Origin of the sequence: Flavobacterium difficile (assembly GCF_011392115.1) — a bacterium.
GTDB lineage: Bacteria > Bacteroidota > Bacteroidia > Flavobacteriales > Flavobacteriaceae > Flavobacterium > Flavobacterium difficile.
This window is the reverse complement of the sequence record NZ_JAAJBT010000001.1, coordinates 203050-216563: the sequence shown is the minus strand read 5'-3', so window position 1 is coordinate 216563 and position 13514 is coordinate 203050. Positions and strand designations below refer to the sequence as shown.

Annotated in this window: 13 protein-coding genes; 9 read left to right on the top strand and 4 right to left on the bottom strand. The window is 32.0% G+C overall.

Translation table 11 applies throughout. From position 1 onward, the window contains the following. Positions 1-8 precede the first annotated feature (8 nt). Positions 9-572 carry a hypothetical protein gene (locus G4D72_RS00940; protein ID WP_166075705.1) on the top strand — a complete coding sequence of 188 codons (564 nt, stop codon included), beginning with the start codon at positions 9-11 and terminating at the stop codon, positions 570-572. A gap of 71 nt (positions 573-643) precedes the next feature. Here G4D72_RS00940 and G4D72_RS00935 read toward each other — a convergent pair whose 3' ends face one another. Continuing rightward, entirely contained in the window at positions 644-2854 is a 2211-nt protein-coding gene (locus G4D72_RS00935; RefSeq protein ID WP_166075704.1) for a carboxy terminal-processing peptidase, read from the bottom strand. A 133-nt stretch (positions 2855-2987) separates the two neighbouring features. Here G4D72_RS00935 and surE point away from each other — a divergent pair, with 133 nt between their 5' ends. Further along, complete coding sequence (gene surE, locus G4D72_RS00930; protein WP_166075703.1) at positions 2988-3743, top strand: 5'/3'-nucleotidase SurE; 756 nt, start codon at positions 2988-2990, stop codon at positions 3741-3743. On the opposite strand, the gene G4D72_RS00925 is transcribed toward surE, so the two are convergent. Then, the gene (locus tag G4D72_RS00925; RefSeq protein ID WP_166075702.1) at positions 3738-4769 is read right to left on the bottom strand and encodes a LacI family DNA-binding transcriptional regulator; all 1032 of its coding nucleotides are present in this window, start codon (positions 4767-4769) and stop codon (positions 3738-3740) included. The genes surE and G4D72_RS00925 overlap by 6 nt on opposite strands. A 211-nt stretch (positions 4770-4980) precedes the next feature. Between G4D72_RS00925 and rplM the strand changes: the two genes are divergently transcribed. The 5 genes from rplM to G4D72_RS00900 all read left to right on the top strand — a co-directional run bounded on the left by rplM (position 4981) and on the right by G4D72_RS00900 (position 8753). Continuing rightward, entirely contained in the window at positions 4981-5436 is a 456-nt protein-coding gene (gene rplM / locus G4D72_RS00920) for a 50S ribosomal protein L13 (protein ID WP_166075701.1), read from the top strand. Continuing rightward, the gene (gene rpsI, locus G4D72_RS00915) at positions 5436-5822 is read left to right on the top strand and encodes a 30S ribosomal protein S9 (protein WP_166075699.1); all 387 of its coding nucleotides are present in this window, start codon (positions 5436-5438) and stop codon (positions 5820-5822) included. Before rplM ends, rpsI begins: the two co-directional genes overlap by 1 nt. A gap of 180 nt (positions 5823-6002) precedes the next feature. Continuing rightward, positions 6003-6770 carry a 30S ribosomal protein S2 gene (gene rpsB / locus G4D72_RS00910; RefSeq protein WP_166075698.1) on the top strand — a complete coding sequence of 256 codons (768 nt, stop codon included), beginning with the start codon at positions 6003-6005 and terminating at the stop codon, positions 6768-6770. Positions 6771-6908: 138 nt separating this feature from the next. Beyond that, a complete protein-coding gene (gene tsf / locus G4D72_RS00905) occupies positions 6909-7733 on the top strand; it encodes a translation elongation factor Ts (protein ID WP_166075697.1) in 825 nt (274 codons plus the stop codon). A 126-nt stretch (positions 7734-7859) separates the two neighbouring features. Continuing rightward, positions 7860-8753 carry a DMT family transporter gene (locus G4D72_RS00900; RefSeq protein ID WP_166075696.1) on the top strand — a complete coding sequence of 298 codons (894 nt, stop codon included), beginning with the start codon at positions 7860-7862 and terminating at the stop codon, positions 8751-8753. Positions 8754-8809: 56 nt separating this feature from the next. Here G4D72_RS00900 and G4D72_RS00895 read toward each other — a convergent pair whose 3' ends face one another. Both G4D72_RS00895 and G4D72_RS00890 read right to left on the bottom strand, forming a co-directional pair. After that, entirely contained in the window at positions 8810-10870 is a 2061-nt protein-coding gene (locus tag G4D72_RS00895; RefSeq protein WP_166075695.1) for an insulinase family protein, read from the bottom strand. 15 nt (positions 10871-10885) lie between these two features. Further along, positions 10886-12211 carry a M16 family metallopeptidase gene (locus G4D72_RS00890; protein WP_166075694.1) on the bottom strand — a complete coding sequence of 442 codons (1326 nt, stop codon included), beginning with the start codon at positions 12209-12211 and terminating at the stop codon, positions 10886-10888. A 180-nt stretch (positions 12212-12391) separates the two neighbouring features. On the opposite strand from G4D72_RS00890, the gene rplU reads away from it, so the two are divergent. Further along, positions 12392-13066 (top strand): 50S ribosomal protein L21, encoded by a 675-nt coding sequence (rplU, locus tag G4D72_RS00885; protein ID WP_166075693.1) that lies wholly within the window; start codon positions 12392-12394, stop codon positions 13064-13066. Between the two features lie 31 nt (positions 13067-13097). Beyond that, positions 13098-13358 carry a 50S ribosomal protein L27 gene (gene rpmA / locus G4D72_RS00880; RefSeq protein ID WP_091310265.1) on the top strand — a complete coding sequence of 87 codons (261 nt, stop codon included), beginning with the start codon at positions 13098-13100 and terminating at the stop codon, positions 13356-13358. Positions 13359-13514: the final 156 nt, after the last annotated feature.

The window sequence follows — 13514 nt, the reverse complement described above, 5'->3', positions numbered from 1 at the left end:
ATATCAATATGAAAAAATTAGTCGCAATTATAGGATTTTGCCTCATAGCTGGCAGTCTAAAAGCACAAGAAATAAAAACCGATTCTATTTTAAAAAGTAATGATTCAATTAAAAAAATTGAATTTTCTAAATTAGAAAAAGAAAAAAAAGAAGCTTTAAAAGAAAAAGAAAAAGCAGAAAAACAAGCTGCTAAAGAAATTGAAAAAGCGGAAAAAGAGGCTAAAAACCAGCAAAAAGAACTAGAGAAAGCTAAGAAAGACGCTGAAAGAGAAAGAAAAGCAGCTGAAAAAGAAAGAAAAGAGGCAGAAAAAGAGCGCAAAAAGATTGAAAAAGAAAGAGAAGAATTAGCTGACGCTAAAGAAAAAGTTGCCGATTTAAAAAAGGACATTCTTAAAAACAAAGAGAAAACAGAAGACGAAAAAGAAAAGTTTGAAAAGGATAAGAAAAAAGGGAAACTATCGCCAAATGATGAAATCAAACGTCAAGAAAAAATAGAAAAACTTCTGAAGAAAAACATTGAATTACAAAACAAACTAGAAAAAGCGCAAATCAAATTAGACAAAATAAGATAAGCGACTCCTTAACTTTAACAACAAAAAATGCCATTCAAATTGAATGGCATTTTTTTATTTATAAATCTCATTTATTTAGAAGCTAACTTTTTCTCTTTCGTTTTTTTTGTTTTTTTAGTTTTCTCAAGAGTTGTTGCACTTACTTCTTTTAACGTTAAATCGAATAAAACGTTTAGTGTTTCGGTCATATAAACGTCTTTTACTAATTCAGCATGCCATCTGTCGCGTTTTTCTTTAAGCAATTCATCTTTTGCCATTAATTCTAATTCGTAAGGCAATGATGTAAAAGTTAAGTTGTTTTTAAATTTTTCAATCGCTTTAAACTTTTTAGTTTGGGCTTCAATATCTGACAATTCTTTTCTGTAAGAAGCATAATTTAAACTAATCGTATTGTCTTCTTTTCTATCGTTAATCCATTTTGCATTTTCAGAAATTAAACTAAAGTTTTCATTCGTAGCAATTCTGTTTTTACTCTTCGCAATAACTTTATCAAAACTCACATTTAAAGGAGTATAAATTGCAGGTTCAATTTTATCCCAAGGCAATGCACTTTTTTCGTCTTTTTCACCTGTTTCCATAAAACTAAAACGGTCTGGCATTACAATATCACTTTTTACACCTTCTAATTGTGTAGAACCACCATTAATTCTATAGAATTTTTGAGTTGTAGTTTTCAAAGCTCCTAAATCTCCGTACTGATTTCCGCGGACAAATTCGTTAAGTTCAAATACATTCTGAACCGTACCTTTTCCGTAAGATTGCTTACTTCCAATAACAATTCCTCTTTTATAATCTTGAATGGCAGCTGCAAAAATTTCAGAAGCCGATGCAGAATAATTATTAATCATAACAACTAACGGCCCATCCCATTGCACTTTTGAATCTGTATCTGGTAAAACTTGTGCTTTTCCACCTGCAGGTTTTACCTGAACTACTGGACCTTTATCGATAAATAAACCTGTCATTTTCACAACAGTTTCTAAAGACCCACCTCCATTATCACGTAAATCCATTACAATTCCTTGAACATTTAAAGCTTTTAATCGCTCAATTTCTTGTGCAACATCTTTAAAGGCATCTCTATTTGCTTTATTTTCAAATGTAATATAAAACTTAGGTAAATAAATTATTCCAAATAGTTTCCCGTCTTTATTTACTACTGTCGATTTGGCAAAAGTTTCCTCTGTTTCCACTTCATCTCTCATAATTGGAACAACTTTAACACTTCCATCAACTTTCTTTACAGTAAGTTTCACAAGAGTTCCTTTTGGTCCTTTAATTTTTTTGATCACATCATCCAAACGCATTCCTGCAATGTCGATTGGTTCTTCGTTACCTTGACCAACTTTTATGATAATATCGCCTTGTTCTAATAATTTTCCTCGCCAAGCTGGACCACCACTAATTAATTCTGAAACTTCAATGCCTTCGTTTTTCTTTTGTAAACGGGCACCAATACCTTCAAATTTACCACTCATGCTTACATCAAATTTCTCTTTATCTTCTGGAGAAAAGTAATAAGTATGTGGATCATATTGTGTTACAATGGCATTAATGTAAATTGAAAACCAATCTTCACGAGTTAATTCGGCAATAAAACTAAAATTATTATTTAGGTTACTCTCCGTTGTTTTTCTAGCTTTTTCTTCTAACTGTTCAAATGTTTTTGGTTCAGCTTTAACTACTTCTTTTTTCTCTGTAGTTTCTGCATCTAATTTATCAATTCCGTTTTGTATGTCTTCTTTATCTGTAATATCACTTAAAACGGCAAATTCTAATTGCTTTCTCCATCTGGTAGTCAAATCTCCTTTTGAAGCTGCATAAGGTAATTTTTCATAATCAACACTTATCGTTTCATCATCGTTTAAATTTAGAGGTTTAGAAAGAATCGAACTGTAAATTTCTTTTGATTCTTTCATTCTTTGCATTAACCTTTTGTAAGTTAAATCGAAAAACGACAAATCTTTACTTCTTATCATATCATCAATCGAAGTTTCATATTTTTGAAATTCATTAATATCCGACTGAATAAAATATCTTTTGGTTGGATCTAGAGATTCAATGTAAGAAGCATAAGCTTTTTTGGAAAAGTCATCATTCAATTCAATTGGAGAAAAATGTCCTTTTTCTAATACAAAAGACAACAACTCAAGTAACATTTTATCTTTCTCGTCTCCAGACGAAGTTTTGGATGGCATAAAACTCCACAATCCTGCAGCTAATATTCCTACAACTAATAAAACTCTATAATTCCTTTTCATAAATTCTACTATATTTTTCATTTCTAATTTCTAAAATCGTGCCAAAAGTAAATGCTTTTGTTTCTTTTTAACTAAGAACACAAATTTAATATTTTTATCTACAATTAAATCATAAAATATGATAATTTAGCAAATATTTTAACACCTTCACGAAATGAAAAAAATTCTAATTACCAATGACGATGGTATTGCTGCTCCTGGCATAAAAGCCTTAACCGAAGTAATGCACGAATTAGGTGAAATTTATATTATTGCTCCAGACAGTGCACAAAGCGGAATGGGACACGCTATAACGATAAACAACACATTAGAATTGAAACATATTCCCGGATTTTTAGGTACTGAAAACGCTTACAGTTGTTCTGGAACTCCTGTAGATTGTGTAAAGATGGGTGTACATGAAGTGCTGAAAACCCGTCCAAATTTATGTGTATCAGGAATTAATCATGGTTCAAATTCTTCTGTAAATGTAATTTATTCTGGTACGATGAGTGCCGCTGTAGAAGGTGGCATTGAAGGGATACCATCGATTGGATTTTCGTTATGCGATTACAGTTGGGACGCCAATTTTGAATTCATCAAACCCTATATCAAAAAAATTGTACTCGAAGTTTTAGAAAAAGGACTACCTGAAGGTGTAGTCTTAAATGTGAATTTTCCGAAAACAAACAACATAAAAGGCATTAAAATTTGTCGTCAAGCGAAAGCAGCCTGGGAAGAAGAATTTGACAAACGCATCAATCCCATGGGAAAAGAATACTATTGGCTTACTGGAAAATTTGTCAACCACGACAATGGCCAAGATACCGATGAATGGGCTTTAGCTAATGATTACATCTCTATTGTTCCTGTTCATTTTGATTTAACCGCATACCATGCGATGCAACAGTTGAATAGTTGGAATTTATAGTTTTCTGACCGAATCTCTTTTTCTTAATTCTGTTTTAATTACAGCTGTTTCAAATATTTTTTCCGATTCAAAATCTGGAATTTCTTCGATACGTTTGATGATTAATTCGGCTGTTTTCTGACCAATTTCTGGCGCATGCTGACTAATAGTAGACAAACTAGGCGTCATTCGGCGCGACCATAAACCATCTGCAAATCCTAGTATTGAAATATCATCTGGAACATGTAAACCATTTTTTAAACAAAATTTCATGGCAGTTACTACAGCGTATTCATCAATTGCAAAGATAGCATCCGGTTTTTTACTTAAAATAAGTGCTCCCATTTTTTCATCAAAGCCTTCATCTGAATCTGTAAGCAAAGCCAAGCTTTTATCAAATTTAATTTTATTTCTACGCAACGCCTCTTTGTAACCGTTTGTTCTTAAATCGCCAACACTTAAATTATTAATCGTTGAGAATAATGCAATTTTTTTACAATTGGTATCTATCAAATATTGCGTGGCATTCACAGCGGAATCAAAATCATCCACAATTACCTTATCACATTTTAACTCTTCAGCAATTCTGTCAAATAAAACAACTGGTGTTCCATGTCTTAGCACATTATATATATGAGTAAAATTATTTTCTTTCTGAGTTTCTTCTGCTAAAGCTAAAATAAAACCATCAATCGCACCATTGTCTAACATTTCAATCATTTGTTTTTCTTTTTCCAAAGATTCGTTAGAAGTACAAGTAATCAAATTATAACCTTTTTCATTCGCATATAATTCGATACCAGAAAAAACTTTAGCAAAAAACGGATTTAGAATGTTTGGCAAAATCACACCTATGGTATAAGAACGCTGATTTTTTAAGTTTTTAGCAATACTATTAGGTTTGTAATTTTTAAGAAGTGCGAATTCTTTGATCTTAATTTTAGTCTGTTCACTGATTTCCGGACTATTACTTAACGCTTTAGAAACCGTTGAAGTAGAAACACCTAATTCTCTCGCTAATTCTTTTAAAGTGGCTTTTGATTTCATTTCTAATACTTATCAACTTCAAAAATATAAAAATTGACTAAAATATGTGTATAAAAATGAATATAAATTTTGAGAGCATTTCAAAGAGTTCAAAATCAATACAAAAGAAATTTAGGATAGAGTTTGTAATTTTAATAATTAATTGTACTTTTGCACCCCTAAACCCGAAGTTCGGGATTAGGAATGGAATGTTTAATTAAAAATTAGTATTGTGAACACATTAAGCTACAAGACAATTTCGGCAAACAAGGCTACTGCAGACAAGCAGTGGATTGTGGTAGATGCTGAAGGTCATAACTTAGGTCGTTTTGCTTCTAAAGTAGCTATGCTATTAAGAGGTAAATACAAGCCAAGTTATACGCCGCATGTTGACTGTGGAGATAACGTAATTGTTATTAACGCAGAAAAAATCAATCTTACTGGAAACAAATTGGATGAGAAAACGTACATCCGTCACACAGGTTATCCAGGAGGACAAAGAAGTCTAACTGCAAAAGTAATGCAACAAAAAAATCCTGCATTATTAGTAGAAAAAGCAGTTAAAGGAATGTTGCCTAAAAACAAATTAGGAGCTCAATTATTCCGTAATTTAAATGTTAACGTAGGAGATGCTCATAAACATGCAGCACAATCACCTAAAACTGTTAACCTAAACGATCTTAAGTAATGGGAGTAATTCACAAAATCGGAAGAAGAAAATGTGCAGTTGCACGTGTTTATGTTACAGAAGGAACTGGTAACATTACAGTTAACAAAAGAGAGTTTGCTGTTTACTTTCCAACTGCTACATTGCAGTACAAAGTAAAACAAGCTTTAACATTAACTAACAACGAAAACAATTTCGACGTTAAAATTAATGTTTATGGTGGTGGAGCAACTGGTCAAGCAGAAGCTGTAAGAATGGCTATTGCTAGAGCAATGTGCGAAGTAGAAGCAGAAAACAGATTGGTTTTAAAACCAGAAGGATTACTAACAAGAGATCCAAGAATGGTAGAACGTAAAAAATTCGGTCAGAAGAAAGCACGTAAGAGATTCCAATTCTCGAAACGTTAATACTGGAAGTATTTCAGTATCTTTTTTCAGATACATTTTTACAATTAAATTAGAATTTAAAAACAAGTTGTCGATATTTCTTTTTATTGAAGAAGAAATTAGTTTAGCATCTAAATCTTTAAGACTAACGCAAGTGACTACTTAAAGATTGCTAGAACACGGAACGTAAACTATTACAAAATGGCAAACAAAATTGACGTTAAAGAGTTACTAGAGGCTGGTGTACATTTCGGACACATGACTCGTAAATGGGACCCAAATATGGCTCCTTACATTTATATGGAACGTAATGGTATTCATATCATTAACCTATATAAAACTGCTGCAAAAATTGAAGAAGCAAATGAAGCTTTGAAAAAAATTGCTGCATCTGGTAGAAAAATACTTTTCGTAGCTACCAAAAAACAAGCAAAAGATATCGTTGCTGAAAAAGCTGCTGCTTGTAACATGCCTTACATCACTGAAAGATGGCCAGGTGGTATGTTAACAAACTTCATCACTATTAGAAAAGCTATTAAAAAAATGGCTTCTATTGATAGAATGAAAAAAGACGGTACTTTCATGACGCTTTCTAAAAAAGAACGTTTACAAGTTGATCGTTTAAGAGCAAAATTAGACAAAAACTTAGGTTCAATTGCTGACATGTCTAGAATTCCTGCTGCATTATTCGTAGTAGATATTAAAGCTGAACATATCGCGGTTAAAGAAGCAAAAAAGTTAAACATTCCAGTATTCGCAATGGTTGATACAAACTCTGACCCTCGTTTGGTTGAGTACGTTATTCCAGCTAACGACGATGCTTCTAAATCAATCGATAAAATTTTATCTTTAGTAACTACTTCTATCACAGAAGGTTTAACTGAAAGAAAATCAGACAAAGAAGAAACTACAGAATCTGCAACTGAAGCTCCTGTAGCTGAAGCTGAAGAAACTTCTTCTGAAGCATAAATACTATAAATTCCGAAAGTAAAATTCCAAATTCCAAATTAATTTCATAACGTTTTGTTATAAATTATATAAAACTGGAATTTGGATTTTTACGATTGGAATTTCTTTTTTTACATTAATAATTTAAAATAAAATAAAATGTCAAATATAACTGCTGCTGAAGTTAACAAATTAAGAACTACAACTGGTGCTGGTATGATGGATTGCAAAAAAGCTTTAGTTGAAGCTGAAGGTAATTTTGAATTAGCAATTGAAATTTTAAGAAAAAAAGGTCAAAAAGTTGCAGCTAACCGTTCGGATAGAGAATCAACTGAAGGTGCTGTTATCGCTGTTGTTAATAGTGATAATACTGCGGGTGTTGTTATTTCATTAAATTGTGAAACTGACTTCGTAGGTAAAAATGAAGGTTTCGTTAAATTAGCAAATGATTTCGCTAACTTAGCTTTAAACTTTACTGATAAAGAATCTTTCTTAGCTTCAGACTTTGGAGGAATTACTGTTGCTGAAAAATTAATTGAGCAAACAGGTGTTATCGGAGAAAAAATTGAAATCGGTTCTTTCGAAAAATTAGAAGGAGCATTCGTAAATTCTTACATTCACGCTGGAAACGGTATCGCTACTTTAGTAGCTTTATCTGCTAACGTAGAAGGTGCTGCTGATGCTGCAAGAAACGTTGCAATGCAAGCTGCCGCGATGGCGCCAATCGCATTAGACGAATCTGGAGTTGACGCATCAGTTATTGAAAAAGAAATCGAAATTGCAAAAGATCAATTACGTGCTGAAGGAAAACCAGAAGCTATGTTAGATAATATTGCAAAAGGTAAATTAGGACGTTTCTTTAAAGACAATACTTTAGTAAACCAAGATTACATCAAAGATAGTTCAATGAGTGTTGCTGCTTACATCAAATCTGTAAACGCAGATTTAACTGTAACTGGATTCAAAAGAGCTGCTTTAGGTTAATATATCTTAAAAATAGCTATACCTTTAAGGCTGTCCAATTTGGCAGCCTTATTTTTTTGGTCGCACTCCAACCTTCTACAAAGGAAAGTGAAAAATTTAATTTCGTATTAATAAGTAAAACAAACAATGAAAAGCAACAATTCAAAATGGTTTATATTGCTAGTATTAGCAGTAGTTTGGGGAAGTTCATTTATACTAATGAAAAAAGGATTAGATGGCGGTATGAATGCCTACCAATTAGGTGCTTTCAGAATCATATTTACCTCTGTATTTTTGCTTTTAATCGCTGGAAAAGAACTACTAAAAATAAATTCAACTAAAATTAAATATGTTATTTTAGCAGGCTTATTAGGAAACTTCTTCCCTATCTTTTTGTTTGCTTTAGCACAAACCGAAATTAGCAGTTCAATAAGCTCAACCCTAAATTCGTTTACACCTCTTAACACACTAATTATCGGAAGTTTGCTATTTGGATTAACCTTTAATCGAAAACAAATTATTGGATTATTAATTGGCATTGTAGGTTGTTTGATTTTAGTATATGCTGGTGCTTCAGGAAATCCATCCAAAAATTATTGGTTTGCACTTTTAGTAATCGTGGCCACTTGGTGTTATGCTGCAAATATTAACATGGTCAAAAAATACTTATCTGACGTATCACCTTTAGCCATAACTGTTGGAAATTTTGCTTTTTTACTTTTTCCAGCATTAGGAATATTACTTTATAATGGATTGGATTTCCAAACCACAGCTCAAATATCAGAGGGTTTAGCCCTTACAACTAACATACATCCATTATTTTATGTGGCTATATTAGGAATTATCGGAACTGGATTAGCCAATATTTATTTTTATAAATTAATACAGATGTCGTCACCTATTTTCGCTTCGAACGTTACTTATTTAATACCAATTGTAGCAACAATTTGGAGTATGATTTTTAATGAAGGTGTAACCTTATTACAAGTCTTAGGAACAGTAGTTATATTATTTGGCGTTTATATTACGAATAGAAAATAAATTCCAAAAAAAAAGGATTGCTTTCGCAATCCTTTTTCACTTAATAAAATAAAAATTTATTCGAAATCTTTATCTGTAACACCTTCATTGATTTTTACATCTTGTGTAATAAATTCTAATGGCATACCTACATCCATTGTTGTTTTGTAAGGAAATTTCACACCTTTAACATCAATATAATCCGCATAAGTTGTCATTGCTTTACGCTTTTGAGCACCTTCACCAGATTCGTTTTCAGAAGCCACTTTCAATCCTGTTTTAACATCAAAGAAATATCTTGTTGTTCCTGCTTGGATTACGTATGCATCTTGACCGTTAACTGCTTCAATTCCAGTTAAAACAATTGATTTATCAGCTAATAAACCTAATTCAACGAAAGGAACCGCTTCTTTTTTCTCTTTAACTAATTCTTCACCTTCAATATTTTTCTTTTGACCTTGAGCTGCTTGATAACCAACTTTATCTCCTATAACTTGTTTCATAACAGACATACCCATCATTGAAATCTCAGTAGTAGACATTCCTTTATTAGAAATTTTAGAAACCATATCTAAAGACTGTCCTTGAATAGTTCCTTTAGCAGTAAGTAAAACAGTTTTAACCGTTTTTAAAGCTTTCTCTCCACCAATAGCATCGATGTGTTTTTTAACTACAGATTGAGCTGTAACGCCTGCTGGAATTTCTTTTTTCACAACTGGTTTATCTACTTTGTTTCCGTACTTGTCAAAATAAAAGATAGGCATTTTTTCTTTAGCACTCATCGCTTCTAATCCAGGTAAAACTTCTGTAGCTTTCCCCACAATTACAACTCTTGTATTATTAGCTAAAAAGTATTTATTAGCTGCATTTCTGATATCTTCTGGCGTAACAGCATTGATGTTTTTTACGTAATTTTCATAAAAATCATCTGGTAAACCTAATGTTTTGATGTTTAATGCATAACGAGCAATTGTAGCTGGTTTTTCAATTTGCATTACAAAGTTTCCAATGTATTTTGCTTTTGCATTTTTTAAATCTTCTTCAGAAACTAATTCTGTTCTGATTTTTTTTAATTCGTTAAAAATTTCTACAACTGCACTATCTGTAACTGCATTTCTAACAGATGCTGTTGAAGAAAATTTAGAAATGTATTTACTTGCACCAATATTCGAGTACGATCCGTATGTCCAACCGTGTTTTTCTCTTAAGTTTAAGAACAAACGACCTTCTCCACCACCACCAAGAATTTGGTTAGCTAAAATAGCAGCAAAATAATCTTTGTCATTCATTTTTAATGTAGACAAGTTGATTAATGCAATTTCAGTTTGAACTGCATTTGGCACATCCACAAAATTAATTTGAGAATACTGTAAATCTTTTGGATCGTTGTAAGTTAAATTTGGTGCCGTAGCTTTTTTCCAAACATCTGCTCCAAATAATTTCTCTACTTTTTTCTTAACGTCTTTTGTTTTCACATCACCAATAATCACCAAATAAGCATTTGCAGGTACGAAATACGTATTGTAGTGATTAATTACGTCTTGTAAAGTCACATTTTTTAATGTTTCTTCAGAAGTAAATTCACCATTATAATGTTCTTTTCCAAACGTTAAAACATTCTGAACTCTATTAGCAATGGCAGAAGCACTTTTTTCATCAGATTTTAAACCTTCAATTAATTTAGCTCTTTCCGCATCAAAATCAGCTTGTGTAAATAATGGATTTAATGCTCCGTCTGCTAATAATTCTAAGATTCTTCCAGAATATCTTGACAAACCACTTGCAGCAGCACCTGATTCGTAAAAATTAATATTGGCTCCTAAAAAGTCAATTTCTTCATTAAATTTTTCTTTAGAAATGGTTTCTGTAGCATTTCCAATCATGGCACTTACTAAATCAGTAACACCTTTTTTACTTCCTTCTGCGAAAGGTGCGTTATCTAAAGTTAAGTTGTAAGAAACTCTTGGCAATTTATTGTTTTCAACTACCAATACTTTTAAACCATTTTCTAAAACGAAAGTAACCGGTTTTTTAATATTAATACTTGGTGCCGGACCTTGTTTCGGCATTGGTCTATCTTGTGCTTCCATAGTTACTGTAAGTAATAAACTGGCTGCTATGTATAAATACTTTTTCATTTTTCTTAAATAAAATTATTTAGCTGTTTTTTCTTTTGCAGGACCATAATTTAAAATCAAACGTTGGTTTGGGTTTAAATATTTTTTAGCCACTTCTCTAATATCTTCTCTAGTAATAGAACGGTAGATTTCAATTTCTGTATTTACTAAATTGATATCTCCATACAATAAGTAAAAAGAAGCTAAATTCTCTGCAATTCCTTCTACAGTAGAATTTGAATTCACATAGTTGTTTTCAAATTTATTTTGTAATTTTTGGAAATCATTTTCAGAGATTAAATTGTTTTGCATGTTTACAATTTCTTCATCAATTTCTTTTAATAAACTTTCCGATGAAACCTCACCTAAAGGCAAACTATAAATAATATATTGTCCGTAATCTTCTTGAGAGTTACTGAAAGCACCAACCTGAAGTGCTACTTTTTTATCATCTACCATTTTTTTGTAAAGTTTAGAACTTTTACCATCAGATAAATAAGTAGAAATCATATCTAAAACACGAGCATCTTTAGTTTTCATTGATGGTGTTCTGTATGCAGCCAATGTCATTGGTAATTGTACATTCGGATCTTCCCAAGTAGCATTAATTGTTGAAGTAATAGGTGCTTCTTCGTATTTTTGTCTTTGTACAGGAGCGCCTTTAGGTATGGCAGAAAAATACTTTTTAATCCAAGTTTTAGCTTGAGCAGTATCAAACTGACCCGCAACTACAAGAACCGCGTTATTTGGTACATAGAATTTTTTGTTAAAAGCTTGAAACTCTTCTAAAGTAGCAGCATCTAAATGCTCCATTTCACCAATTGTTGTCCAACGGTAAGGGTGATTTTTAAATAAATTTTGTTTGATAGCTTTGAAGATATTTCCGTAAGGTTGGTTATCAATTCTTAAACGTTTTTCTTCTTTTACCACTTCATTTTGAGTATCTACTCCAATTTGATTGATAACAGGATGCATTAATCTTTCAGATTCCATCCAAATGGCTAATTCTAAATTATTTGATGGGAAAACTTCATAATAATACGTTCTATCATCTGAAGTATTCGCATTGTTTTGTCCACCATTAGCTGTAACTATTTTAAACCATTCACCTCTTTCAATATTTTTTGTTCCTTCAAACAATAAATGTTCAAAAAAGTGTGCAAAACCTGTACGATTTGGCTGCTCATCTTTTGCTCCAACATGATACATTACAGAAGTAATGATTACTGGTGCAGAATTATCTTGATGCAAAACAACGTGTAAGCCATTGTCTAAATCAAATTCTTCAAACGCCACTTTTTGTGCATTTGCCGTGCTTCCTAACATTGCTATTGTCCCTAAAGCCATTAATGTTTTTTTCATAATTAATTTTTATAATAATAAATGATATTCATTTGTCTGCTAAAGGTACAAATTGTTACAAAAAAACTAAAAAACTTTACCAACTTATTTAAAGCAAAGAAAAAACAAAACATATGTTGCGTGATTCATAAATAGTTGTATATTTGCAAACTGAAAAAATAATAATCTAAACATATTGTTATGTACGCAATCGTAGAGATAGCAGGGCAACAGTTCAAAGTAAGCAAAGACCAAAGGTTATTTGTTCACCGTTTAGCAAGTGATGTAGACGCAAAAGTTTCTTTTGATAAAGTCTTATTAATTGACAACGATGGAGCATTAACATTAGGCGCCCCAGCTATAGAAGGAGCTTCAGTAGAAGCCAAAGTATTAAAACACCTTAAAGGTGACAAAGTAATCGTTTTCAAAAAGAAAAGAAGAAAAGGTTACAAAAAGAAAAACGGTCACCGTCAATCTTTTACACAAATTATCATTGAAAGCATCGATGCTTCTGGATCTGTAAAAAAAGCTGCTACTCCTAAAAAAGAAGCTGCTCCTAAAGCAGAAAAGTTAGTTGATGCTCCTGCTGCACCAAAAGCTACTAAAGCCAAAGCTGCTAAAGGTGATGATTTAAAAATTATCGAAGGTATCGGACCTAAAGCTGCTGAAGTATTAGTTGCTGCTGGAATTGACACATTTGCTAAATTAGCTGCTACGGCTGCTGCTGATGTAAATGCAATTTTAGATGCTGCTGAAGCTAAAGTACAACATTTAGATCCAACTACTTGGGCACAACAAGCTCAATTAGCTGCTGATGGTAAAATGGATGAATTAAAAAAATTACAGGATGAATTAAACGGTGGTAAAGCTGTTTAATTTTAGTATTAACTTATAAAACCAAAACGTCATGGCTCATAAAAAAGGTGTCGGTAGTTCGAAAAATGGTAGAGAATCAGAATCAAAACGTTTAGGCGTGAAGATTTATGGTGGTCAAGCTGCAATTGCAGGAAATATCATTGTTAGACAAAGAGGTTCAAAACACAACCCAGGTGAAAATGTTTACATGGGAAAAGATCATACTTTACATGCTAAAGTTGATGGAATTGTAAAATTCCAGAAAAAAGGTGAGAACAAATCTTGGGTTTCTATTCTTCCATTCGAAGCATAATCTTAAGATTACAAATACAAAACCCGTCTTGTTTTAAACTTGACGGGTTTTTTGTCTTCATTTATTTCTTAAACTTAAAAAAAACAAAACACAGATTGGAGAAATTAGAATAATTATTCAAATTTCTCCAATCTGTGTTTAAAAATTACTTCGAAC

What these genes read in the sequence shown, in the direction of transcription:
- G4D72_RS00940 (WP_166075705.1), top strand. Translation starts at nt 9, where the DNA reads ATGAAAAAATTAGTCGCAATTATAGGATTTTGCCTCATAGCTGGCAGT.
- G4D72_RS00935 (WP_166075704.1), bottom strand. Translation starts at nt 2,854, where the DNA reads ATGAAAAATATAGTAGAATTTATGAAAAGGAATTATAGAGTTTTATTA.
- surE (WP_166075703.1), top strand. Translation starts at nt 2,988, where the DNA reads ATGAAAAAAATTCTAATTACCAATGACGATGGTATTGCTGCTCCTGGC.
- G4D72_RS00925 (WP_166075702.1), bottom strand. Translation starts at nt 4,769, where the DNA reads ATGAAATCAAAAGCCACTTTAAAAGAATTAGCGAGAGAATTAGGTGTT.
- rpsI (WP_166075699.1), top strand. Translation starts at nt 5,436, where the DNA reads ATGGGAGTAATTCACAAAATCGGAAGAAGAAAATGTGCAGTTGCACGT.
- rpsB (WP_166075698.1), top strand. Translation starts at nt 6,003, where the DNA reads ATGGCAAACAAAATTGACGTTAAAGAGTTACTAGAGGCTGGTGTACAT.
- tsf (WP_166075697.1), top strand. Translation starts at nt 6,909, where the DNA reads ATGTCAAATATAACTGCTGCTGAAGTTAACAAATTAAGAACTACAACT.
- G4D72_RS00900 (WP_166075696.1), top strand. Translation starts at nt 7,860, where the DNA reads ATGAAAAGCAACAATTCAAAATGGTTTATATTGCTAGTATTAGCAGTA.
- G4D72_RS00895 (WP_166075695.1), bottom strand. Translation starts at nt 10,870, where the DNA reads ATGAAAAAGTATTTATACATAGCAGCCAGTTTATTACTTACAGTAACT.
- G4D72_RS00890 (WP_166075694.1), bottom strand. Translation starts at nt 12,211, where the DNA reads ATGAAAAAAACATTAATGGCTTTAGGGACAATAGCAATGTTAGGAAGC.
- rplU (WP_166075693.1), top strand. Translation starts at nt 12,392, where the DNA reads ATGTACGCAATCGTAGAGATAGCAGGGCAACAGTTCAAAGTAAGCAAA.
- rpmA (WP_091310265.1), top strand. Translation starts at nt 13,098, where the DNA reads ATGGCTCATAAAAAAGGTGTCGGTAGTTCGAAAAATGGTAGAGAATCA.